Origin of the sequence: Paraburkholderia sp. BL6669N2 (assembly GCF_003387275.1) — a bacterium.
Taxonomy (GTDB): Bacteria; Pseudomonadota; Gammaproteobacteria; order Burkholderiales; family Burkholderiaceae; genus Paraburkholderia.
Genome location: NZ_QUNA01000002.1, coordinates 3,989,516 through 4,012,657, shown reverse-complemented (window position 1 = coordinate 4,012,657; position 23,142 = coordinate 3,989,516). Strand labels below are relative to the sequence as shown.

Here is a 23,142-nt window from a genome sequence, read left to right as displayed (position 1 = left end):
TCCGCGTGGTCAGCCGAGCATCGGCGGCATGGCGGGCGGCCACGGGTTGTCGGGATTGCGCGCCAGCGTGCGGCGCGCGAGCGGCGCGCCTTCCGTATGTTCCGGCCCGTTGGCGAGCACGCTCTCCAACGAACGCACCGCATCGAGATGGCCGCCGAGATCGCGATACGCGTCGTACGTCATGGTGAATTCGATCGGCGCGACGATCGCGGGCGTCGGCACCGTGCCGAACGAATGGTCCGGCATGCGCGCGACATCGACCATCACGGTGATCCCGCCGCCCGGCCACACATAAGCCGGCGCGCCGCCGCAGGTCACGTTGACCAGCTTCTGTTTGATCGCACGCGTAAGCAGCACGGGATTCTCCGTGGCGCCCGCTCGCAGACTGCCGCCCGCGCCGCCGAGAAACAGCACGGTGGCAAGCGACGGCTCGCAGTTCTCGCCGATCCGCTCGACCGTGCGGCGCACCGTATCCGGCATCGCCGCGACGCGCGGTACGAGGTTGTGATCCAGTTCGTACCACTGCGCGTGTTCGCCGGTGGTCGACACCATCAATAAGCGCATACCGGGTTTGGCGACGGCGGGGTCGAAGCCCTCGACAATCGCGAGCGGGTCCTGAATGTCCGTGCCGCCCCAGCCCGTGCCCGGGTTCGCCACCTGAAAATAGCGGCCGGGTGTCGACTTGCGTCCGCGAATCTTCACACCTGAGCGTGTCATGCCGAGACAACGCCCGGCCTGATGTTCGGTGAGCACGCCGGTGATGTGGTCGTCGACGACCACCACTTCGTCGGCGTGACCGAACCATTGCTTCGCGAAGATGCCAATGGTGGCCGAGCCGCAGCCGACGCGCATGCGCTGTTCCTCGACGCCGTCGACGATCGGCGCCGCGCCCGCGCGAATCACGAGACTCGCGCCGCCGTCGATGCTCAACTCCACTGCTTCCTTGTTGCCGAGCGCGAGCATCATGTCGCACGTCACGCGGCCTTCCTTCTTGCTGCCGCCGGTCAGATGATGCACGCCGCCGAGACTCAGCATCTGCGAGCCGTATTCCGCCGTCGTCACATGGCCGACAATCTCGCCGTGGCATCGCACGTTCGATTGCTCCGGCCCGAGGAAGCGGTCGGTGTCGATCTTCACCTTGAAACTGCAATAGCTGAAAATGCCTTCCGTGACGACCGTGATCATGTCGACGTCGTCGAGCTTCGAGGCAACGATAAAAGGCGCGGGTTTGTAGTCGGGATAAGTGGAGGACGCGCCGACGCCGGTCACGAACAACGCCTGTTCCGCAGCGGTACGATCGCGCACTTCAGAAGACGTACCAAATTCGATCGCGGCATTCGCTTCTGACGTTGAAGATGAAGACGCGCGCGACAAAAACACCACCGGATCGACGCGAATCAGCCGCCCGTCCGCATTCGCATAACGATCGCACGCGCCGGTGCGTCCTTCGGAAATCTGACACAGCACCGGGCAGGCATTGCATTCGATCTTGTTCGACGCCATGCGCTCGCTGCGCGGCGCGGCCTTCTCGAGCACGGTCGGACCCGGCGTCGAGGCGGTTTCGCCGTCGACGCTGTCCGCACCGAAATCGACCTTCGTATGTTCTGTCATGGTGGGGTTCCCATGCGACGACATTACAATCGGTCCCGCTCCGGCTGACGAATAGTGCCTGTTTGCAGGCACTTTCGCGTGATCCGCCGATTTCCATGTTGCGGTCACTCACCGTTCGTGTAGTATCCGCTACACCAAACTCGTTAGAAATCTACTCGATCAATTTAGTCTGCGCAACGTGTTTACAGGCGTGCGCGTGATTGGTGCAATGCGACATAGCCGCTTTGTTGATAGCTCGTCAAGCTTGAATCTACGCCGTAGTGAATGATCGCGCAGCGCATGCCGCAGCAGTCCGTGCGGGCTGTATGATGAAGGCGTGCTCCCGCCTGGCCGGCCGCGGCGCATGCCGTTCAACCCGACGCTAACAAGAGATCCGAGACCGCCATGAGTCCCACCGCCGCCCGCAAACGGGGCGCTACCGGCATCCGTGCGAAACAGGCGCAGGACACGCGCGCCAAGATTCTGAAAGCGGCCATCAAGGTCTTTGCCAAGCAGGGCTATGCGAGCGGACGCGTGGAAAGTATTTCGAAGGCCGCGCGCTCGCATGACCGCATGATCTATTACTACTTCGGCAGCAAGGAGCAGTTGTTCGTCGAAGTTCTTGAAACGATCTATACGCAATTCAACGAGGCGGAAAGCAAACTCGATCTCGATCTGGACGATCCCGTGCACGGACTCGAACAGATGGTCGAATTCGTCTGGCAGTATTACCTCGATCATCCCGAGTTCGTCACGCTGCTCTCCAGCGAGAATCTGCACCAGGGCAAGCACGCGAAGAAATCGCTGAAGCTGAAGGAGATTTCCGGCTATGCGATTTCGGTGGTGCAGAAGTTACTGGATGCGGGTCAGACACAACAGGTGTTTCGTGCCGACGTGAAAGCGCGCGACGTGTATTTGATGATCGCGTCGCTCGGTTATTTCTATAACGCCAATCAGTACACGCTGGGCGCGTTTCTCGGCGAGCCTTTGATGGACAAGGCGTCGCTCGACCATTGGCGCGAGGTTATCAAGGACACGGTGTTGCGGGCGGTGCGGTCGGGTCTGCCGGTGGAGGCCGCGGCCGGCGCGGTGGACGAGCCTGGTCAGAGGAGCGAGGTTTAGCGCGAGTGATGCTGACGTTCCGATTTTGAGTTCAGGGTATCTGCCGATACCCTTCATCCAGTAAGCATTCAATTGTTGCTGTTATGCGAATGTACGCCATGCACGTTTAGCACCGTGACGCCGATACTGGTGCGGCGTCCAAGGGCCCCATTTCGATTCATAGATTGCGCGATTGGTTTCCAGCAGTTGCCGCTTCCGCTCCGCCCCCAACTGATTGAACGACGCCGACAGATGATGGTGGATGAAGACGTCCTCCGCGCAACCGACAACCAGCCCTGCCGCCTGCACGCGCCGGCAGTAGTCGTCGTCTTCGAAGAAACCGAGACCGTAGTCCTCACATAGCGGACCGCACAGCTCAAAGGTCGAGCGCGGCAGCATCGCACAGAAAAATGCGACCGTGTCGAGTTCGAACAACATACCGAGATTAGGCTCGGTGAGCACGGCGGCCTCGGGATGCATCGACGGCAGATCAACGTAGTTCGTCTCGACTCGGGCCTCGTTGCCGATATTGTTCGTCAGCGGACCAAGGATCCCGAGCCGAGGATGATTTCTAAAATGATTGACCATGCGCCGTGCCCAGCCGCGAGTGACGACGGTGTCGTTGTTCAGAATTACCAGATAATCGCCGGTGGCCGCGGCAAGACCCACGTTGTTACCGCCCGCAAAACCACGATTCTCCGCATTCAGGATGAGCTTTGCGTTCGGTCGCGACGCCGCCCACGACACGAGGTAGTCGGCCGATCCGTCGGTTGACGCGTTGTCGACGACAACAATTTCCAGATCGACGCCGCTGTCCTGCTGTTCAAGGCTTTCCAGACAATCTTTTGTTAGTGGCAGATTGTTATAGGTCAGAACGATCGCGCTGACCTTGGCTCGCGGCAATGCGTCGATAGCACGGCGGAAGCTTTCGACCCGGTGGGCCCACGTCTGACCGGCCGCAAATGCCTTGCGCTGGTCCACAATCCGTTTCGCATCGGGCAACGCGGTGACGGCGCGCCTGATTTGCTCCAGAAACTCGTCATGCGTCGCTGCGATTCTCACCAGGTCGCCGAACTGCTTCATCTCCGGCAGATCGATCGAAACAACCGAACTGCCCGCACCGAGATACTCATAAATCTTGACCGGGTTGGTCGCGAGTGTGAGCGGCATCACCTTGAACGGCAGCATGCAGACGTCAAAGGCGTACAGGTAGTACGGAAGCCGTGCATAGGGCACTTCGCCGACCATTTCCACATTGGTGAATACGCTAAGTCGGGCCGCGACGCCGGCTGTATCGGCCCCGACCAGCAAAATCAGCGCATCAGGAAACTCCTCGGCGACGCGTGCCACGAGTTCTGCATCAAACCATTCGGCAATCGCGCCGTAATAGCCGATCACGCGGCGACCGCGCCGGTCCACAAAGCGGTCAACCGGTGGATGACAGAAATCCTGGTACTGCCCGGCGTTGCGGATCACCTCGACATGAGGATTGTATTGACGAGCGTGGTCTTCTAGCCACGAAGACGTGGCCACGAGTAAGTCGGCGCGTCTCATCATCGTTTCTTCCAGATCGAGCAGCTCACGCGGCACATTGCCGAAGCCCTCGTGATGATCCATGCAGTCATAGGCCACACATTCGGCCTGCAGGCGTGTGGCGACCGGCGCCCAGTATCCGTGTTGGACCAGGGCATACGACCGCGTGGTGCCGCTCCATTGCCGAAACAACCGAAGCCCTTCCAGAATTTGTTCGATAACCTTTGGCGCGGGCACGGAAAAATAGATAGCCGGGGCTTGGTCGACCTTGAGTTTGATCTGATAGAGCGGTAGCGTCTCGTCGAGTTGCTCAACCGAGAAACCGGGTTCCTTCGCATCCTCGAAATGATTCGAGAAGAAGTACACGCGGTGCCCGGCCCGCGCAAATTCCCGGGCAAGATGCTGAGGGCGTTGAATCCGGAAGTGCCAGTCGATAATACTGAATACAAAGACATCCGCCAGCGCGCGCGGGGAGGATCTCGCCACTACCGACGCAGGGCCGGAGGCAGTGGTAACGGGCGTCGCCATCGTGACAGCGGATGAGGCGGCTGGCAAAACGACAGCGGGCTGTTGTCGCGATCGCTTAAGATGCTTGGCGAAACAGCCGGCAGACCGGTAAAGCACGTTGCGCGCACCGCCGTGGACATAGGCGTAATTCACATCGCGTAAACGCCGCTTCATCCAGTCCGGGGAACCGCGAAGTGCGCGCAGTGGCGCCGTCATTCGCCAGCTTTTTGTTGCGAGCAAAGTGCTGATTTCGGTCGCTAACGCTCGCTCGCGATACTGAAGAAAATGTAAGCGCTCTTCCAGTTGATGCGCCTTCGCGAGATGTGTCGCGTTTTCCTCCGACAACTGACGCGTCTTGTCGCGCTCGTCGTCAAGCGAATCTTGCAGGGAAGCCGCCGACTTCGCTTTTTCAACCTGCGCGCGCGTCGTTTCCAGTTGCGCCCGCAGCATATTTATCTCAAGGTGTAACTGCGCCGCACGCTCTTCCTCCACCACAACGCGCTGTTCCGCCACTGTGGCGCGGCTTCGCTCGCCAATGAGTTGAGCGTCCAGCTCGCCGGCGCGCGCCTGTTCTCGCTTCAATTCCTCACAGGCAATTTCGAGTTCTCTGGCATGCCGCGCCTCTTTGGCCGCAAGCACGGTGCGCAGTTGCTCCCCGACACGCTCTGCATGCACTTCGGCCATTGCAAACGGATGTTCGAGGCTTCTTCGCGAATCGAGGGCCCATGCGCGGGCCGCCTCGCGCGTCTCGTATAACGTCAGGTCCGCCAGCGAGAAGTGGCGTGCCGCGAGCCATTCGGTGCGGGCGAAGACCAGCAATATTTGTTCGCCGAGCCAATAGCTCGGTTCGCGAAGCCGCGTATCGACTACTGAGTGATACACCAAAGACCATGCAGGATTGGGAGCGACCGGAATATTGCGCCCGTCGAAAGTGACCTCATGCTCGGCATGCCGGTTGAACTCCCGATAGGGCAGCAGCAAAACGACGAACCGCGACGCGTACTCCGCTATCTGATCGAACACCCTCCAAGGATTGGCGAAGTGTTCAAGCGTGTTCGAAGAGAAGACCACGTCGAATCGTGGCCGCGTGGGATTATCTAGCAAGTTCTCCTGCAAGAACCTGGCGCGGCTATAGCGTTGTTGTGCCGTCTCGATTGCCGGTCCGGAGAAATCGATGCCGGTCACGTCCCAACATAAGGATTGTGCCAAGGCTTCCGTGCCATCACCCTGCGCGCATCCCCAGTCGCAAACGGTTAGCTTGTTCCATTTGATCTCGTTTGAAAGCCACTGAGGCATCGCCTCGATCGCGACTTCGGCGAAGAAACGGCTTTGCTCCTGGCCACCGTTACTTTCCCAATCGTGGCTAAAACGTTGATCCCAATATGCATTGCTATTGATCGTGTCCTGTCTCATACAAATGCTCGTTTTTCTGAATGGGCGTTACGTGACGGCTTAAGCGTCTGCTCAACGTCGACGAGGAACGATCCGAAGACGTTCTCCTCGACAAAAGACGCAAAATATTGCGCGCCTTCGATGTACTCGTAATATTGAGGTGTGACGCCAGCCCGGTCCTCCAGCGCAACCGCCAGTAAATAGCTGCCCTTGTTCAACCGATTCTGAAATCGGAATGTTACGCACGCCGCGCCGCCTGCCTGGTCGAAGTTCAACCGCCGCTGATCCCACGTCGTCGACACGATCAGATCCGTGCCGCGCAAATCCTTCAGCGAGAAAGCAACGCTCATGGTGCTCAAATCGGCGTTCAAAGGCGGACAGAATTTCACCCTCACTTCGATCAACTCGCGATCAAGAAAAACAGATGCCCGCTCGCCCCGGCAGTTGTAAATGCCCGCCTCGATAATCGAGCCAATGTGGCTGCCCCAGTGATTGATTGGCCGCTTCGCTAACATCAGTTCGTCGCTGCTGACGTTGGTATGTGGCTGTACCGGTTCGCGAAATGAGGTTGGTTCGAGCACATGCTGCGAGGCCTCGCTTTTGCCCTCCACAGAGGGTTCCTGCCTGCTTTCAATGCCCGTCAAGTCGGCGGCACCATCCGCGCCCTCGAAAAGAAACTGGCTATATTGCGCCGTCACCGAAAACGCGTCGGCAAGCATCCGCACCTTGCCTTGATCGAGCCACAGCGCCCGTTCGCATAGCGTGCGAACGGCGCCGATGTCATGGGACACGAACAGGAGCGTGACGCCATCGGCTTGCATTTTCTTGATTCGGTTCAGACATTTCGCCTGAAAACGCGCGTCGCCGACAGCGAGTGCTTCGTCGACGATCAGAATCTGCGGATCGACGTGAATCGCAATGGCAAACGCCAGACGCACGTACATGCCACTCGAATAGGTCTTGACGGGCTGATCGATGAAATCGCCGATTTCTGCGAAAGCTTCGATGTCAGCGAAGCGCTCATCGATCTCAGCATGCGAGAGTCCGAGTACGGCGCCGTTGACATAGACATTCTCACGCCCTGTGAAATCGGTGTTGAAGCCGGCGCCTAGCTCCAGAAGGGCGGCCACCCGGCCGTTTACAGCGACACGTCCGGAGGTGCCGCGCGACGTGCCGCAGAGAATCTGCAGCAGCGTGGACTTCCCTGAACCATTGCGGCCGATGATCGCGCACGTTTCGCCGCGGGCGATAGTCAGGTCGACATGGCTGAGTGCCCAGAATTCGCTGAAGCCTTTTGTCCTGCGTGGCGAAACGATGTGTTTCAGGCGTTCCAGCGGCGAATGGTAGACGCCGAAGCGCTTCGACAAGTCTTCGATGTGGATAGCAACCTCGCCATCCGGCCTCTGCATAGGTGTGATGGTGGGTTCAGAGTACATCCGCGAATCCGTCCCTTGCTTTCTGGAACCAACGCAGTGACAGCCACGCGAATACGGCGCTGACGGCGGTAAACATTGCTAGAGAAGCGAAATCTGGCAGGCCGCCTTGAATCATGACCTGACGCGCCTGCTCGACGATGAAGGTCAGCGGATTAGCGTGCAACAACGTCTGAAATGCTTTGGGCAATGACTCGATTGCATAGAAGATCGGCGATAAAAACATGACGACCGAAGTCAACACGCCTATCACCTGGCCGATGTCGCGCAAGTAGACGCTGAGCGAACTAATGATCCAACTGAATCCCAGCACCAAAAAAATAAGCGGTACGAAAATCAGCGGCAATAACACCAGCGTCCAATGGACCGTGCCATACACGAAAGCCGAAAACACCGTCCACACTGCCAGACTGATACAGGCGTGGAAGAGTGCCGTGCCAACGATCACCCATGGCAGAAGCTCGAGCGGAAATACCACTTTCTTCACGAAGTTGACGTTACTGGGAATCAATGCGGGCGCGCGATTCACACATTCGGAAAAGAAGTTAAACACGACCAGGCCAGCGAACAGGACGACCGAAAACTGTAGGCTGCTGGACGTACCGGCCCAGCGTGTGTGAAGGAACACGCCGAACACGATCGTATAGACCGACAACATCAGCAACGGATTGAGAAACGCCCAAAAGATGCCGAATAGCGAACCTCGATAACGACCTTCTATGTCACGGCGCACAAGTTGAAACAGTAAATGGCGGTGCGCGAACAGATCGGCGACAACCGCACGCGGAGCCGTCTGATGAGTGAACTCCACCCCGTTTTTTATAAAACTACTCTCTGCCATTGTGTTGTCGAGTTAGATGAGAGGTCTGGGTCGAGTGGCTGTCACGCGTGACCGGAAACCCGCCGTGTACAAAAGGTTGCGCGGCGTCGCGCTCTGCCGAAGCCATGCGGGCGCGCGCAAGAATTGGCTCGAACCGCTTGCTCCAGGATACATTTGCGCGAAATTCCGCAAGCCCCGGAAAACCGTGATCGCTCCGATTCGCGGCGTCCCAGAGATGCTGCCAGAGCGAATCGTGGGCGATGTGATGGACGCCGTCCGCAGCGGTTCTCGTGCGCATTTCGCCGAACCGAGTCGACCAGACAGGGACTCCCATGCAACGATATTCGTAGAACTTGATGGGATCTACGCCCGCAGTCAGATCGTTGATCCGAAATGGAATCAATCCCACTGCGAATTCGCCTACGAGCGCGGCGATCTCATCTTGTGGCCGTTCGCCCAGGCATTCGATATTTGCCGGCAAATCGGCCGGGCGAGCGACAAATTCCGGGCCAATTAGCCGTATTGGCACATCCGGCAAGGCTGCTGCCAGCGAGCGCACAAGCGGCCAATCGAACCACTCGCCGATCGTGCCGACGTAGCCGATGTATTTCCGTTTTCCTGATGGGGACGGCAGAGGCAGGTTGTCCGTACGATAGCCGTTCAAAACCACTAGGGCGTCCCGTCTTATCGGGCTCAAATCGAGCGCTAGTTGTGACGAGGAGCAATACACATCGGTGACTTTCCGGCAGATCGCCCGCATCCGAATGCGCATCGCGCAGCGGGAAATTCCCCGATAAAACGCTGGAAAATTGTCCAGAATGTCGGCGAACGATCGTTGGTGCGGAACGTGAGTCAGCGCCCATTCCGCGAGTTTGCTAGGACGCCCGATCGCGAGCACGCAATGCTCCGTCCCGCGTGCGAACTCGATCACTTGCACAAGCACTGGCCTCCACGCAACGATGCGATTGATAAGGCCGGCCATGGGAAGCGGTTCGATCGGAAGCGCGGATGGACGTAGTACCAGAATGCGCGAGTCGTTGGCATGCGACGGCGCCGGTGGGCGTGTGCCTAGCCGGCTGAAGTCGGCGAAAGTTGGCAAACGGGTTGGGTACGGGTCGATCCACATTACTTTGTCGAAACCGTGATCGGCGAACGCCGACGCCATGAAATGTGGACGCTGGGCGTAACTGTCGAACGGGACCGAAGAGAAATAGATCAAGCCGCTGCCCTGTGCGCCGATTGGCGCACGCGAGTTCATGGCCGCACCCTAGTCGGACTGAACGCCAGCGCTCCGCAAATTACCGCAACCTTCTTCATTTGATGGCCCGACAAGATTATGGAAGCGTCTTTATAAAAAGGTCCTCACCTATAGGAATCCGAAATGTATTTGGAATATTTTATCCGACGCGGATTGCCGTTCATGTTAAAGCCAACGCAGCGGAAAAACTCTACGAAAGGGATGGCATTCAGGTAGGAATATGCGGAACTCTTGTAGGAACGCACGCCCTAAAACGTCAGGGAATTCGACAAGAGATACAGACTTGTGAGATCTACGGTCAGATCCCACGCTGCGCGGCGCGCAGGTCGAACGCCATGGAATACCTGGCATTCTTATCACAGCCCATTGCAGGCTGGATGAAATCAGACATCGTCGATGTTCAGAAGCAGCGTGCATTCGCACGCTGCCTGACGCGCCATCGCGATTACATGCCTACGGCTGAGCTGCCGCTGCGTCGTCTTCGCGGAACAGCTTATCCGCCAGATGAAACGCCGAATTCGCCGCCGGCACGCCGCAATAGATCGCGGTTTGCATTAGCACTTCCTTGATCTGCTCGCGCGTCACGCCGTTGTTCTTCGCGGCGCGCAGATGCAGTGCGAGTTCCTCGCTGCGATTGAGCGCTACCATCATCGCGATGGTCAGCAGGCTGCGCGTGTGGCGCGGCAAGCCGTCACGCGTCCAGATTTCGCCCCACGCATAGCGGGTGATGAAATTCTGAAACTCTTCCGTCAACTCATTGCGGTTCGCAAGCGACCGGTCGACGTGCGCACTGCCCAGCACCGCGCGGCGCACATCGAGGCCGGCTTCGTAGCGATCTTCGTCGTTCATTTCTGCTCCGTCAGGAAGTCGATCACAGTCTTCGTGAAAGCGTCGGCTTTCTCGATGTTGGAAATGTGCGAGGCGTCCAGCTCCACGTAGCGCGCGCCGGAAATCGACTGCGCCAGTTCGCGCCCTTGCGCCGGTGTCGCGGCCAGATCGTGCGTGCCGCTGATCACCAGCGCCGGCACCTTGATGCCCGGCGCTTCAGGGCGCAGGTCGGCCGCGTCGATGGCGTCGCAATTCGACGCGTAGCCTTCCTTGTCGGTATGCACGAAGACGTCGCGAATCAGGGCGAGCACCACCGGCTCGCGCTCGACGTAGTCAGCCGTGAACCAGCGCGGCAGCACGGCATCGGCGAGCGCGCGCATGCCTTCGGTGCGCGCTCTCGCGGCGCGCGGGATCCACACTTCAGGTGAACCGATGCGCGCCGCCGTATTGCACAGCACGACGCGTTCCAACCGGTTGCCGTGACGCGCTGCCAACGCAACGCCGGTCAGGCCGCCCATGGAAATTCCGCAGAAATGTGCGCGGGCGATCTTCAGCGTATCCATCAGGCCGAGCACGTCGCCGGTCAGTTGTTCGATCGTGTACGGGCCCTTCGGCGCTTCCGAATGGCCATGACCGCGCGTGTCGTAGCGCAGCACGCGAAAATGTTTCGACAGCGCCGCGACTTGCGGCGCCCACATGGACAGATCCGTGCCGAGCGAATTCGACAACACGATCCACGGCGCGTTGCCGTGACGGTCGCCGTCGATCCGATAGTGAAGCTCGGTCCCATTGACTGCGGCGTAAGGCATGCCGGTTACTCCCTGGAATGGTCGCGCTGCGAGCGCGTGGTGTGAAGTGCCAGCGCGGCGTCCACATAAGCGTGCGCCTGGCCGACGTATTGGGCCGGATCGAGCAGTTGCTTCAGGCGCTCGAGCGGAAGATGCGTGGTGACGGCCGGGTCCGCTGCGAGCACGTCGAACAGCGTCTGGCCGTCGCGGATCGCGGCTTTCGACGCGCGCTCCGCCAGATGATGCGCGTCGAGCCGGCCGATGCTGTCGCCGAGCGCGAGCATCACCGCTTCGCCGAGAATCAGGCCATGCGTGACGTCGAGATTGGCGGCAAGGCGCGGCACGTTGACGTTCAGCCCCGTTGCGATCTGCTCGATGTTGGCGAGCGCGCCGCCCGCGAGACGCGCGAGATCCGGCAGCGCGTCCCACTCGGCTTGCCAGCCGCCGAGCGCGCGTTCGTGCTCCTGCACCATGCCGGCGAATACCGTGGCGACCAGCCCCGGCGCTCGCGTGGCGGCCGTCAGCACGGCGGCGCAACCGACCGGATTGCGCTTGTGCGGCATGGTCGACGAACCGCCCTTGCCGGCCGCGGCCGGTTCGGCGAGTTCGTCGATTTCGGTTTGCATCTGCAGCGAGATGTCGCGCGCGATCTTGCCGAGTGTGCCGATCAGCATGCCGAACATCGACGCCGTGTCGGCAATCCGATCGCGCTGCGTATGCCACGGCAGCGTCGGCACGGCAAGGCCGAGTTCTTCAGCGAGCGAGTGCGTGACTTGCGGCGCCGCATCGCGCAGGCTCGCCAGCGTGCCCGCCGCGCCGCCGAATTGCAGCACCAGCACGCGCGCGCGCAACGCATCGAGCCGCTCACGATGACGCAGCAGTGCGTCGAGCCATTGCGCGAATTTCAGGCCGAGCGTGATGGGCAGCGCCTGCTGCAACCAGGTGCGGCCGATCATCGGCGTGGCGCGATGCGTGGCCGCGAGTTTCGCCACGGCGTCGCAGGTGGCTTGCAAACTGTTGTCGAGCAGATCGAAGGTGTCGCGCAGTTGCAGCACCGTCGCCGTGTCGATGATGTCCTGGCTCGTGGCGCCCCAATGCACGTATTTCGATGCTTCGGCGTCGGCGGCCTTGACGCACGCGGTGAGTTGCTTGACGAGCGGAATCGCGAGATTGCCACCGAGCGCGGCGTCGCGTGCGAGTGCGTCGGCGTCGAGTTGGTCGGCTTGGCAAGCGGCTTCGATCGCGGCCACCGCCGTTTGCGGAATCACTTGGTGCGCGGCCGAAGCGCGCGCGAGCGCCGCTTCCACGTCGAGCATCCGTTGCAGCGTGGCGCGCGGCGCCCAGATGTCGTTCATCGGCTGCGTGCCGCAAAGAAGTCCGGTGAGACGGGCGCTGGAGTCGAGCATGATGACGTCGATGATCGAGGGTGTCGGAAGTGAAGTTCGCGCCGCGGCGACGCCGGCTCCTGGGCCAGCGTCGCGCGGCGCGTTGCGGGCGCGTTAAGCCGCTTGCGTGCCGTCGATCAGCGGCACACCGGTCAGCTTGTGCAATGCGTCGAAATCGATGTCCGAGAAAATCTCGCGCACCACGAGGCCCTTGTCGGTCACATCGATCATCGCCAGATCCGTATAGATACGGTTGACGCAACCCACGCCCGTCACCGGGTATGAGCATTCAGCGGCGATCTTGCTCTCGCCCTGCTTGGTCAGGTGCTCCATCATCACATACACCTGCTTCGCGCCGATCGCCAGATCCATCGCGCCGCCGACTGCCGGAATCGCATCGGGTGCACCAGTGTGCCAGTTTGCCAGATCGCCCCTCGCCGACACCTGGAAGGCGCCGAGCACGCAGAAATCCAGATGGCCGCCGCGCATCATCGCGAACGAATCCGCGTGGTGGAAGTATGCGCCGCCCTTGAGCAACGTGACGTGCTGCTTGCCGGCGTTGATCAGTTCGTCGTCTTCCTCGCCTTTGGCGGGCGCCGGGCCCATGCCGAGCAGGCCGTTTTCGCTGTGCAGAAAGATTTCCTTGTCTGCGGCGAGGTGGTTGGCCACCAGCGTCGGCACGCCGATGCCGAGGTTGACGTACGCGCCTTCGGGGATATCCAGCGCAACGCGCTTGGCCATTTCATCGCGGGTCAGTTTTTTCATGTCGGTCTCCGAATCAGGCGGCAGCGTCGTGAGGATTGGGCATCGGGGCGTGGGCCGCTTGCGGCACTTCGATCACGCGCTGCACGAAAATGCCGGGCGTCACGATGTTTTCCGGATCGAGTTCGCCGAGCGGTACGACTTGCGACACCTGCACGATCGCGGTTTTTGCCGCACTGGCCATGATCGGTCCAAAGTTCCGAGCCGTCTTTCGATACGTGAGATTGCCCCAGCGATCGGCCTTATACGCCTTGATCAGCGCGAAGTCCGCATGCAGCGGCGCCTCCAGCACGTAATGCCGGCCGTCGATCAGACGGGTTTCCTTGCCTTCGGCGAGCTTGGTGCCATAGCCGGTCGGCGTGAAAAAGCCGCCGATGCCCGCGCCCGCCGCGCGAATACGCTCCGCCAGATTGCCCTGCGGCACCAGTTCGAGTTCGAGTTCGCCAGCGCGATACAACGCGTCGAACACGTACGAATCGCTTTGGCGCGGAAACGAGCAGATGATCTTGCGCACGCGTTTGGCTTTGAGCAACGCGGCGAGGCCGATATCGCCGTTACCGGCGTTATTGTTGACGATGGTGAGTTCGCGCGCGCCCTGTTCGATCAGCGCGTCGATCAGCTCCGACGGCATGCCGGCCGTGCCGAAGCCGCCGATCATGACGGTTGCGCCGTCGTTGACATCGGCGACCGCCGATTGAAGTGACTCGAAAATCTTGTTGATCATGTCGAATTTCCTTTGAAGGCGCTGCGTGCCGTCAACCTTGCTGCCATGCGGGCAGGGCTTGAGCGGGACGGTCTCCGGCCAATGCTGGCGGCGGCTCGCCAAGTGCGATGCGAAGCTGGCGCCGTTGGTTTGCTCGCTTCAAATTTGTTCGTTGTATGAACATGGATTCGTTTAGCGAACGCTGAGGCGATTATGGTAGTCCATCGTGCAGGTTGTCAAGGCAGGGAATTCCCCTTAATCATAGGTTCTTGCTGCCTGACATGGCGGTTTGTTGTTGGCGTCGGCCGGTCGGGGCGAAGAGCGGCACTATCCAAACAGGAGATTATTGGGCTAACCTCTATCCACTTATCGAATACGCTTTCCGCGCGGCAGGTCATCGAGCATGTCTGAAACAAACCTGGATCTGAACCTGATCCCCTACCTCGTCGCGATGGAAGACACGCGCAATGTCAGCCGCGCGGCCGAGCAGCTCGGCGTCAGCCAGCCGCGCGTGAGCACCGCGCTAGGCAAGCTGCGGGAGTACTTCGACGATCCGCTGTTCGTGCGCACGTCCAAAGGCATGGAGCCGACGCCGCGCGCGCTCGCCATCCTGCCCGCCGCGCGCGACGCGCTTTCGCGCATCGAGAAAGGCATGCTCGACGTGCAGGAATTCGACCCGGCCACCAGCACCCATACGTTCTCCATCGCGCTCTCCGACGTCGGCGAGATCGTGTTTCTGCCGCGGCTCCTGCAACTGTTCGCCGAACGCGCGCCGTTTGCGAACCTGCGCTCGGTGACGGTCTCGCCGTCGCAGGTGGAACGCGGGCTCGAATCGGGCGACGTCGATCTGGCGATCGGCTATTTCCCCGACCTGGCGGGCAATAACTTCTTCCAGCAGCGTCTTTTCACGCATCGCTTCATCTGCCTGATGCGCGCGCAACATCCACTGGCGAAGGCGCCGCTCACGCTGGCGCAGTACGTGGCGTCGGGTCACGCCGTGGTGCGCGCGGAAGGACGCAGCCAGGAAGTGCTCGAGCAGTACCTGGAGAAGAAGCGCATCAAGCGCCGCGCCGTGCTCGAAACGCCTCACTTCATGAGCCTGCCGTTCATCCTCGCGCGCACCGATCTGCTCGCCACCGTGCCGCATGCGATCGGCTTCGCGTACGTGTCGGAGCATGCGTCGATCACGCTGGTCGAGCCGCCTTTACCGCTGCCGCATTTCGATCTGCGCCAGCATTGGCATCGCAAGTTTCATAACGATCCGCGTGGAAGCTGGCTGCGCAGCGTGGTGGCCGAACTGTTTAACGACGCGCTGGACGAATGGCCCAAATGAGCTGCCCTGACGGCACACAGGGACATCGGCACGACACGTTGCAAAACATGGAACAATGGCCGCACTCATTGAACCCGCGCGCTCCGTACAGAGTCGACGCGCGATCCCGTAGGAGCGACGGATGACCAGTAGCAAGGCGAAGAAAACCAAACCGATAACCGCAACCGAGCGCCCGAGCCGCGAAGAAGCTGAAGCAGCGGTTCGCGTGCTGTTGCGTTGGGCCGGCGACGACCCGGCGCGTGAAGGCCTGATCGACACGCCGGCGCGCGTGGTGCGGTCCTATGAGGAGTTTTACGCGGGCTATCAGGTCGACCCGCGCGAGATCCTCGCCCGCACCTTCTCCGAAGTGGACGGCTACGACGAAATGATCGTGCTGAAAGACATCCGCTTCGAAAGTTACTGCGAACATCACATGGTGCCGATCATCGGACGCGCGCACGTGGCGTATCTGCCGGGGCATCGCGTGGTCGGCATCTCCAAGCTGGCGCGGCTGGTCGATGCGTTCGCCAAACGCTTGCAGATCCAGGAAAAGATGACGGTGCAGATCGCCGACACCTTGAACGAAGTGCTGCAACCGGCGGGCGTCGGCGTGATTCTCGAAGCCGCGCATCAATGCATGTCGACGCGCGGCGTGCACAAGGCCGGCGTGACAATGGTCACCTCACGCATGCTCGGCACGTTCCGCACGGATCCGTCGACACGTCGCGAGTTTCTGTCGATCGTCGGCAATCCGGGCGTGATGGCGGTCGCCAATACCTAGACCCAGGTTGCGCGCAAGCGGGGCATGCCTGCCTCATGCCACGCTCCGCCTCACGCGCAGCTGGCCGAAAGTGGCCAGCAACACCGCGCCCAGCACGCACGCGACACCGGCCAGTTGCGCCGCACTGACCGACTCGCCCAACACCATCGCAGCCAATGCCACCGCGCTCACCGGCACGAGCGCGGTCATCAATCCCGCTTCGGCGCCGCTCAACCGAGCGGCGCCCGCATACCAGAGCACGAAGCCCAGCACGGTCGGCACCAGCGCGTAATACAGCACGCCGCCGAGTGCGCTCGCATCCACCGGCAAGGTCCACGGCTTTTCGAAGCAGGCCGGCACGATCGCCACCGCGAAACCGATGCCGCACATCAGCGCCGACAGCGGCAACGGCGCCACCGCCGTGCGCAGCTTGCGATTGAGCAGAATGAACAACGCCTCGCAGACGATCGCGAGAAACACCAGCGCGTTGCCCGCCAGCGAACTGGCCATATGCGGCGCGGCAAAATCGCCGGGATGCACGGTGTGCACGGTGCAGGCCAGCACGCCCGCCGTCGCTAGCAGGATCGCGCCGATCAACGCGGGCGCGGGGCGCTCGCCGAGCGCGAGCATGGCAACGCCGGCCGACACGGCGGGCAAGGTGCCGGCAATCACCCCGGCGTCGGCAGCCGAGGCGAGTTTCATCCCGCTGATCAGCAATACCGTATAGCCGACGCTCCCCGCGCCCGCCTGGGCGATCACGAGCAGCGTATCGCGCCGGTCCAGACGCGGCCAGCGCACGCCTCGCCAGCGCATCGCCAGCACGAACAGCGGAAAGGCAATCGCGAAGCGCAACGCGGTCGCGCTGAATGGCGGCAGTCCGGCCGCGATGGATTTGCTGACCACCACCGTGCTGCCGACGCCGACCATCGCCAGCGCGCAAAACAGATATCCGGCATACCGCGAGTTCATGGTGCTGTCCTGTTGGTTGGATCGAGCACGCAGAGTAAAGGCACGACAAGTGGCGGTCTTGAACGAAATTGCAAAACGGGGCAAGTCAAAAAGCGAGTCAATGAACCAGGTCAGCTCGCTCACGACGACGCCGTCAATGCTGGCCCGGCGGCAAATCCATCGAGTATCCTGAGCGAACGGAGCGCCGCTCACGTGGCAGCCGCCGGCAGGCCGTTCGGGTACACGCTTTGCAACCGTCTGTAGAAACCCCGGAAGCACGCCGGCTCAACCGCAAAAAACAGGAGCTCCTCAATTGGTAGCATTTCCGTCTTCGGCGGTGTCGACCTGGGGCGGCGCGGTCGTGTTCCTCAACGTTCTGTTGACGCGCCTCGGCGTGCCGATCCCGGCAGTGCCCATGCTGCTGTTCGCGGGATCCGCGATTGCCGCCGGCACGCTGTCGTTCTGGCCGGTCCTCGGCGCCGCCGTGCTCGGCGCGCTGATCGGCGACGGCGCATGGTTTACGGCCGGCCGCCTGTATGGCCGCAAGCTGATCGCGGCGCTAGGGCGGCTCTCGCCCGCCGTCGATTCAAGAGTGGACAAGGCGCGCGCGCTGTTCGAGCGCTTCGGTGTGCCGCTCGTGTCGATCTCGAAATTCGTCCCCGGACTCGCGCTCGTCACCCCGCCGCTGATGGGTACGACCGCCGTCGACGTCCGCATCTATGCGGTCTGGGATTTCGCCGGCGCCCTCGCGTGGGCAGCCTTCTGGCTGCTAGGCGGCGCTGCGGCGGAACGGCAGCTGCATATGCTGCTCGAATTCGTCAAAGCGCGTGGCGGCACAGTCATCGACATTTTGCTGGCCACCGCACTGCTCTATCTGGTCTTCCGTCTGGAGCAACGACGACGCGAACGCCGCCGCTTCAGGGACGCCGCGGCGGCACAAGCGGCCGCCGACGGCTGGCGCCGGCTCGCGCCACCGCCCAAGGTGCTCGATGCCCGTCCGCAGGCGCCCTCGCTCGAAGCGCCGTGCCGCATTCCCGGCGCGCTCGCGCTCGATCCGCATTCGCGGGAGCAGATTGACGGGGCGCTGCGGGCGCACGACATGGTGATCTACTGCATTTGCCCGGACAGCGCCACCGCGTTCGAAATCACGCAACGCATGCGCGATAACGGCTACACGCGGATTCGCGCGCTGCGAGGCGGCCTCGATGCCTGGCAGCGGCGCGGCTTTCCGGTCGAACCGCTTGCCTTGATCGACGAGCCGGGCACCGCCGGCCGCGCGTCGGCATCGCGCGGCGAAGCGCTCGGGGCGATCACGTTGCGCGGGTTCGCGCCGCGCGGCACGCAAGGCAGCTGAGCCGGCACGATCACAGCGACCTTCTCGCCGCCGTAGCTGTATTACAGCTTGCGCAGCAGTCCGGCCGCCGAACGCATCCGGCGCTTGCGCTCCTTGCCGAGCCAGTGAAGCGCCGCTTCAGGATCGCCGACGCCGGCGAGCAAGGTCGTATTGTCGCGCAGCAACATCTCACTTGCGACCACATCGTTCAGCGTACCGAAACGTTTCTGGATCTGCTTCAAACGTTTGAGGGTGCGTTTGCGGCCACCACTCAGGACGGGCTCGAAAAACTCGAGCAGATAGCGCAGTTTCTTGCCCGCCTTCCTCACATTGTGGAAGGCAATGTAGTTGGAGCGCTTCGCACGTCGCGCTCGTTTTAACCGCTTCTTCAACGAGCGCTCTGAAGCGGCCACGCGTTGGTCCGCGAATTTTTGCAGCGGCATGCGTTCATGTGCGGTATTCAGTTCTTTGGACGCGCTGGACAAGGCTTCGCGCAGCAGATGCTTGACGTCGGCGTTCGAGAGCGTCTCGCGGCTCGTCGTCAACGCGGCGCCGCGAGCGTCCTTGAGTTTGGGCGCTATTTCGCTCGCGCCGCTGCGTGCGCCGTTATCGTCGCGCGTCAGCAATTCGATCAGAATGTCCCAGTCGCGCGTTTTGCCGGCGGCCGTGGCCAGGTACTTATAGAGCGCCCGTTGCCGGGTGTTTTCGCCTTTCTCCAGCAAGGGTTCGAAGGCCCACCACAAAGAGCGCAAACGCCGCAGCGAGACACGCAATTTGTGCAGCGCTTCCGGCGACGGGTCTTCGTGCACCGCGTTGGCGTATTCGATCGCGTGATCGACAAGAGGCGCCGCATACGACGCGAAGGCCTCTTGCGCGGAGCGCGCTTTAACCGCGGGGTCGCTGTCGACGGGTTGTTTCTCGCCTTTCGGATTTTCGCGCTTCATCAAAGCCCCTTTGAGAACACCCTATCAACACAGTAGCAAAAAAAGCGCCCAACTAAAATTGACGTGACGACTGTGTCGCTTCGACGGGCCGCACGCATGATCCAACGCAAGCCTCGCTCGCCTCGCAGCGAGCATGGTCTTTTTTCTGTGTTCGTCGACATCGCGACCACGAAGCGACTATCTTTAACTGACGCGAGGCCGTTCGGCCGCGCACTGGCGCCGCAACCCAGATCGGCGCAAACACGAACAGCTTTCAGGAGCTTGGTATGCGAATACTGATTGTCGGTGCAACAGGTCTGATCGGCGGCGAGGTGGTCAAGCTGCTCGCCGCCGAACACGACATCGTCACCGCGAGCCGCAAGGGTTCCGATCTTCACGTGGATCTGTCGAACAAAGCCAGCATCGAATCGATGTACCAGCAAGCCGGCAAACTCGACGCGGTTGTCTGCACGGCGGGCGCAGCGAAGTTCGCCCCGCTCGCCTCGCTCTCCGACGACGATTTCTCGTTCAGTCTTGCCAACAAGTTGATGGGCCAGGTCAATCTGGTGCGCTGCGGCGCGGCACACGTGTCGCAAGGCGCGTGCTTCACGCTGACGAGCGGTACGCTCGCGCAGCAGCCGATGGAAGGCAGCGCGGCCGTCAGCGTCGTGAATGCCGGCGTGGAAGCGTTCGCACGTTCGGCGGCGCTCGAACTGCGCGGCAAAGCCCGCGTGAACGTGGTCAGCCCGGGCTGGGTCGCCGAGACACTCGAGTCGATGGGCCGCGATCCGTCGCAAGGCGTGCCAGTTGCCTTGGTAGCGCAGGCCTACAAACGCAGTCTCGGTGGCGGCGCGAGCGGCGAAGTGATCTCCGCCTCATGACGGATCGTGCGGGCCAGGCCTTTTCGGACATCTGAGCATCCTCATCCGACAACCTGTAACCCGTACTCTGAAGGCGACGCACCGCCAGTGGCCGCGCCCCTGCTCGCGCGCCACGACGGCGCAGCGCTGCGTCACGCCACTGTCATCATTACGACACACACGCCCCGCAGGATCGGAAACTCCCGACAAACTCCCTGGGGCTCACGTCATGCCGGAACTTTCGTATCCACAGCCAGGCACTGCTGCCGGAAAGGGGCGCAACATCAGCCTCGTCATTTTCCTCGCAGTGATTCTGGTGGGCGCGGTGTATTGCGCTGTGCACTTACTGGACGATCTGCAACCCGTTCGCGAAAGCTCGGTTCTGCCTTACGTGCTACTCGGCATTGCACTGTTGATCGCGCTGGGTTTTGAGTTCGTCAACGGCTTTCACGACACGGCCAATGCGGTCGCGACCGTGATCTACACGCATTCGCTTGCGCCGAACTTCGCCGTGGTGTGGTCCGGCAGCTGGAATTTTCTCGGCGTGTTGACGTCGAGCGGCGCGGTGGCTTTCGGCGTGCTGCAACTGCTGCCCGTCGAACTGATCCTGCAGGTCGGCAGCAGCGCCGGCTTCGCGATGGTGTTCGCCTTGCTGATCGCCGCGATCATCTGGAATCTCGGCACGTGGTGGTTCGGACTGCCGTCGTCGAGCTCGCACACGCTGATCGGCTCGATCATCGGCGTCGGCCTGATGAACCAGCTGATGCACGGCACCGACGGCACGAGCGGCGTGGACTGGAATCAGGCCCTTGGCGTCGGCAAATCGTTGCTGCTCTCGCCACTGGTCGGTTTTCTCGCAGCGGGTTTGTTGCTGCTGATCCTGAAAGCGGTGGTGCGCGTTCCCGCGCTGTATGCCGAACCCAAGGGCAAGGAGCCGCCGCCGTTCTGGATCCGCTGCCTGCTGATCCTGACCTGCACGGGCGTGTCGTTCGCGCACGGCTCGAACGACGGCCAGAAAGGCATGGGCCTCATCATGCTGATCCTGATCGGCACGGTGCCGACGGCCTATGCGCTGAACAAGGCGGTGACGCCCGCGGAAACGCAGACCTTCCTCGCCGTCGCGCACGAAACCTCGGCGACGCTCGCCAAGTACACCCAGGGCGCCACGCCCTCGGCCAATCCGCGCGCCGATGTCGAAGCGTACGTGCGCACGCACCAGTTGACGCCCGCCACCCTGCCGGCCTTGCAGCAGTTGACCGACCTCATTGCCGGCCAGGTCGGCAAGTCGGGCTCGATGGCGGCGGTGCCGCAAGGCATCGTCGATAACGTGCGCAACAACATGTACGTAGCCTCTGAAGCGATTCGCCTGATGGCCAAAAACAAGCAGCCGGCGTTCTCGCCGGAGGACGCCAAAACGATCGGCAACTTCAAGACGCAAACCGATCACGCCACCAAATTCATTCCCACGTGGGTGAAGGTCGCGGTGGCGATCGCGCTGGGTCTCGGCACGATGGTGGGATGGAAGCGCATCGTCGTGACGGTCGGCGAAAAGATCGGCAAGCAGCATCTGACATACGGCCAGGGTGCATCGGCTGAACTGGTGGCGATGCTCACGATCGGCGCGGCCGACATGTACGGCCTGCCGGTCTCCACGACGCACGTGCTGTCCTCGGGCGTGGCGGGCACGATGGCGGCCAATGGTTCAGGCCTGCAATGGGGCACGGTGCGCAGCCTGGTCCTGGCCTGGGTGCTGACGTTGCCGGTTTCGATCGCGCTGGCAGCCGGCTTGTACTGGGTGTTCCGGGCGGTGTTTTGAGTTCACGCGGCGGCCGGTTCCTCAACCGGTCGCCGCTTCTGAAAAAGGCATGAAAAAAGCGCGGCTCGTTCCGCGCTTTTTCATTTCACCGCACCGTACTTTCTCGCCGATCAGTACACCTCGGGCACAATCATCGAAGCCGGCACCGGCTGACGGCTGTACTCGTCGTGATAGACGCGAGCGGGCAGTTCGATCTGCGAATGCTCGATCTCGTGATACGGCACCTGGCTCAGCAAGTGATTAATGCAGTTCAGGCGCGCGCGCTTCTTGTCGACCGCCTGCACGACCCACCACGGCGCTTCGGGAATGTGCGAACGCTGCAGCATCACTTCCTTGGCCTGCGTATAGGCTTCCCAGCGGCGACGGCTTTCGAGGTCCATGGGACTCAGTTTCCACTGCTTCAGCGGGTCGTGAATGCGGTTCTGGAAGCGGATTTCCTGCTCTTCGTCGGTAATCGAAAACCAGTATTTGAGAATCTGCACGCCGCTGCGCGCCAGCATCTTTTCGAATTCCGGCACCGAACGGAAAAACTCTTCGTATTCTTCGTCGCTGCAAAAATTCATCACGCGTTCGACGCCCGCGCGGTTGTACCAGCTGCGATCGAACAGCACCATTTCGCCGCCGGCCGGCAGATGCGAGACGTACCGCTGAAAATACCATTGCGTGCGTTCGCGGTTATTCGGCGCCGGCAGCGCCGCCACGCGGCACACCCGCGGATTGAGCCGTTGCGTGATGCGTTTGATCGCGCCACCCTTGCCGGCGGCATCGCGCCCCTCGAAAATCACCACGAGGCGGTGGCCGGTCTGTACGATCCAGTCCTGAAGTTTGACGAGTTCGCCCTGCAAGCGGAACAGCTCGCGGAAGTACATCTTGCGCGCCTCGCGATGCTCGGCCGTGAAGCCCTCCGCGCCGTCGATGATGCGGTCGTCGACCTCCATCTCGAGTTCTTCGTCGTAGGCGTCGATCAGGTCTTCTTCGAAACGGCGCTGCCGCTCGGCCATCAATTCGGCTTCAGGTCTCGGATCCTGCTCTTTCATTGCGGCTCTCCTGGCAACGGAAATGGTTAGGCGCGCGGCGGCAAACGCGACGC

The 23,142-nt window shown here is 61.6% G+C and carries 18 protein-coding genes and 1 pseudogene; 6 read left to right on the top strand and 13 right to left on the bottom strand.

Going from position 1 to position 23,142, the window contains the following annotated elements:
* Positions 1-9 precede the first annotated feature (9 nt).
* Positions 10-1,611 carry a 6-hydroxynicotinate reductase gene (locus tag B0G80_RS40630; protein WP_116123931.1) on the bottom strand — a complete coding sequence of 534 codons (1,602 nt, stop codon included), beginning with the start codon at positions 1,609-1,611 and terminating at the stop codon, positions 10-12.
* 384 nt (positions 1,612-1,995) lie between these two features.
* Between B0G80_RS40630 and B0G80_RS40625 the strand changes: the two genes are divergently transcribed.
* Positions 1,996-2,712: a TetR family transcriptional regulator gene (locus B0G80_RS40625; RefSeq protein WP_116123179.1), complete on the top strand. Its 717-nt coding sequence runs from the start codon at positions 1,996-1,998 to the stop codon at positions 2,710-2,712.
* An 81-nt stretch (positions 2,713-2,793) separates the two neighbouring features.
* Here the strand turns inward: B0G80_RS40625 and B0G80_RS40620 are convergent, their stop codons facing one another.
* From B0G80_RS40620 to B0G80_RS40580, 9 genes are all read right to left on the bottom strand, one after another.
* Complete coding sequence (locus B0G80_RS40620) at positions 2,794-6,144, bottom strand: glycosyltransferase (RefSeq protein ID WP_116123178.1); 3,351 nt, start codon at positions 6,142-6,144, stop codon at positions 2,794-2,796.
* A complete protein-coding gene (locus tag B0G80_RS40615) occupies positions 6,141-7,559 on the bottom strand; it encodes an ABC transporter ATP-binding protein (protein WP_116123177.1) in 1,419 nt (472 codons plus the stop codon). The genes B0G80_RS40620 and B0G80_RS40615 overlap by 4 nt, the downstream gene beginning before the upstream one ends.
* Positions 7,549-8,397 (bottom strand): ABC transporter permease, encoded by an 849-nt coding sequence (locus B0G80_RS40610; protein ID WP_181920168.1) that lies wholly within the window; start codon positions 8,395-8,397, stop codon positions 7,549-7,551. The genes B0G80_RS40615 and B0G80_RS40610 overlap by 11 nt, the downstream gene beginning before the upstream one ends.
* Positions 8,384-9,634 carry a glycosyltransferase gene (locus B0G80_RS40605; protein WP_116123176.1) on the bottom strand — a complete coding sequence of 417 codons (1,251 nt, stop codon included), beginning with the start codon at positions 9,632-9,634 and terminating at the stop codon, positions 8,384-8,386. The genes B0G80_RS40610 and B0G80_RS40605 overlap by 14 nt, the downstream gene beginning before the upstream one ends.
* Positions 9,635-10,087: 453 nt before the next feature.
* Positions 10,088-10,483 (bottom strand): 4-carboxymuconolactone decarboxylase, encoded by a 396-nt coding sequence (gene pcaC / locus B0G80_RS40600; protein ID WP_116123175.1) that lies wholly within the window; start codon positions 10,481-10,483, stop codon positions 10,088-10,090.
* The gene (pcaD, locus tag B0G80_RS40595) at positions 10,480-11,271 is read right to left on the bottom strand and encodes a 3-oxoadipate enol-lactonase (RefSeq protein ID WP_116123174.1); all 792 of its coding nucleotides are present in this window, start codon (positions 11,269-11,271) and stop codon (positions 10,480-10,482) included. The genes pcaC and pcaD overlap by 4 nt, the downstream gene beginning before the upstream one ends.
* Positions 11,272-11,276: 5 nt before the next feature.
* Positions 11,277-12,656 (bottom strand): 3-carboxy-cis,cis-muconate cycloisomerase, encoded by a 1,380-nt coding sequence (locus B0G80_RS40590; RefSeq protein ID WP_116123173.1) that lies wholly within the window; start codon positions 12,654-12,656, stop codon positions 11,277-11,279.
* A gap of 93 nt (positions 12,657-12,749) precedes the next feature.
* A complete protein-coding gene (locus B0G80_RS40585) occupies positions 12,750-13,400 on the bottom strand; it encodes a 3-oxoacid CoA-transferase subunit B (RefSeq protein ID WP_106276869.1) in 651 nt (216 codons plus the stop codon).
* Between the two features lie 13 nt (positions 13,401-13,413).
* Complete coding sequence (locus B0G80_RS40580) at positions 13,414-14,121, bottom strand: 3-oxoacid CoA-transferase subunit A (RefSeq protein ID WP_106276868.1); 708 nt, start codon at positions 14,119-14,121, stop codon at positions 13,414-13,416.
* Positions 14,122-14,503: 382 nt separating this feature from the next.
* On the opposite strand from B0G80_RS40580, the gene B0G80_RS40575 reads away from it, so the two are divergent.
* Positions 14,504-15,433, top strand: a complete 930-nt coding sequence (locus B0G80_RS40575) for a LysR family transcriptional regulator (RefSeq protein WP_106276866.1) — start codon at positions 14,504-14,506, stop codon at positions 15,431-15,433.
* 121 nt (positions 15,434-15,554) lie between these two features.
* The gene (gene folE, locus B0G80_RS40570; RefSeq protein ID WP_116123172.1) at positions 15,555-16,193 is read left to right on the top strand and encodes a GTP cyclohydrolase I FolE; all 639 of its coding nucleotides are present in this window, start codon (positions 15,555-15,557) and stop codon (positions 16,191-16,193) included.
* 33 nt (positions 16,194-16,226) lie between these two features.
* Here the strand turns inward: folE and B0G80_RS40565 are convergent, their stop codons facing one another.
* Positions 16,227-17,141, bottom strand: coding sequence for a DMT family transporter (locus B0G80_RS40565; RefSeq protein ID WP_116123171.1), 915 nt, complete (start codon positions 17,139-17,141; stop codon positions 16,227-16,229).
* A gap of 292 nt (positions 17,142-17,433) precedes the next feature.
* Here B0G80_RS40565 and B0G80_RS40560 point away from each other — a divergent pair, with 292 nt between their 5' ends.
* On the top strand, positions 17,434-18,474 hold the full coding sequence (locus B0G80_RS40560) for a VTT domain-containing protein (protein ID WP_116123170.1): 1,041 nt from the start codon (positions 17,434-17,436) through the stop codon (positions 18,472-18,474).
* Between the two features lie 41 nt (positions 18,475-18,515).
* On the opposite strand, the gene B0G80_RS40555 is transcribed toward B0G80_RS40560, so the two are convergent.
* Complete coding sequence (locus B0G80_RS40555; protein ID WP_116123169.1) at positions 18,516-19,397, bottom strand: CHAD domain-containing protein; 882 nt, start codon at positions 19,395-19,397, stop codon at positions 18,516-18,518.
* Positions 19,398-19,621: 224 nt separating this feature from the next.
* On the opposite strand from B0G80_RS40555, the pseudogene B0G80_RS40550 reads away from it, so the two are divergent.
* Together B0G80_RS40550 and B0G80_RS40545 are read left to right on the top strand one after the other, a co-directional pair.
* Positions 19,622-20,257 (top strand): annotated as a pseudogene (locus tag B0G80_RS40550) (short chain dehydrogenase); the annotation flags it as partial.
* Between the two features lie 208 nt (positions 20,258-20,465).
* A complete protein-coding gene (locus B0G80_RS40545) occupies positions 20,466-22,052 on the top strand; it encodes an inorganic phosphate transporter (RefSeq protein WP_106276854.1) in 1,587 nt (528 codons plus the stop codon).
* A 110-nt stretch (positions 22,053-22,162) separates the two neighbouring features.
* Here B0G80_RS40545 and ppk2 read toward each other — a convergent pair whose 3' ends face one another.
* Positions 22,163-23,089, bottom strand: coding sequence for a polyphosphate kinase 2 (gene ppk2, locus B0G80_RS40540; protein WP_116123167.1), 927 nt, complete (start codon positions 23,087-23,089; stop codon positions 22,163-22,165).
* Positions 23,090-23,142 lie beyond the last annotated feature (53 nt).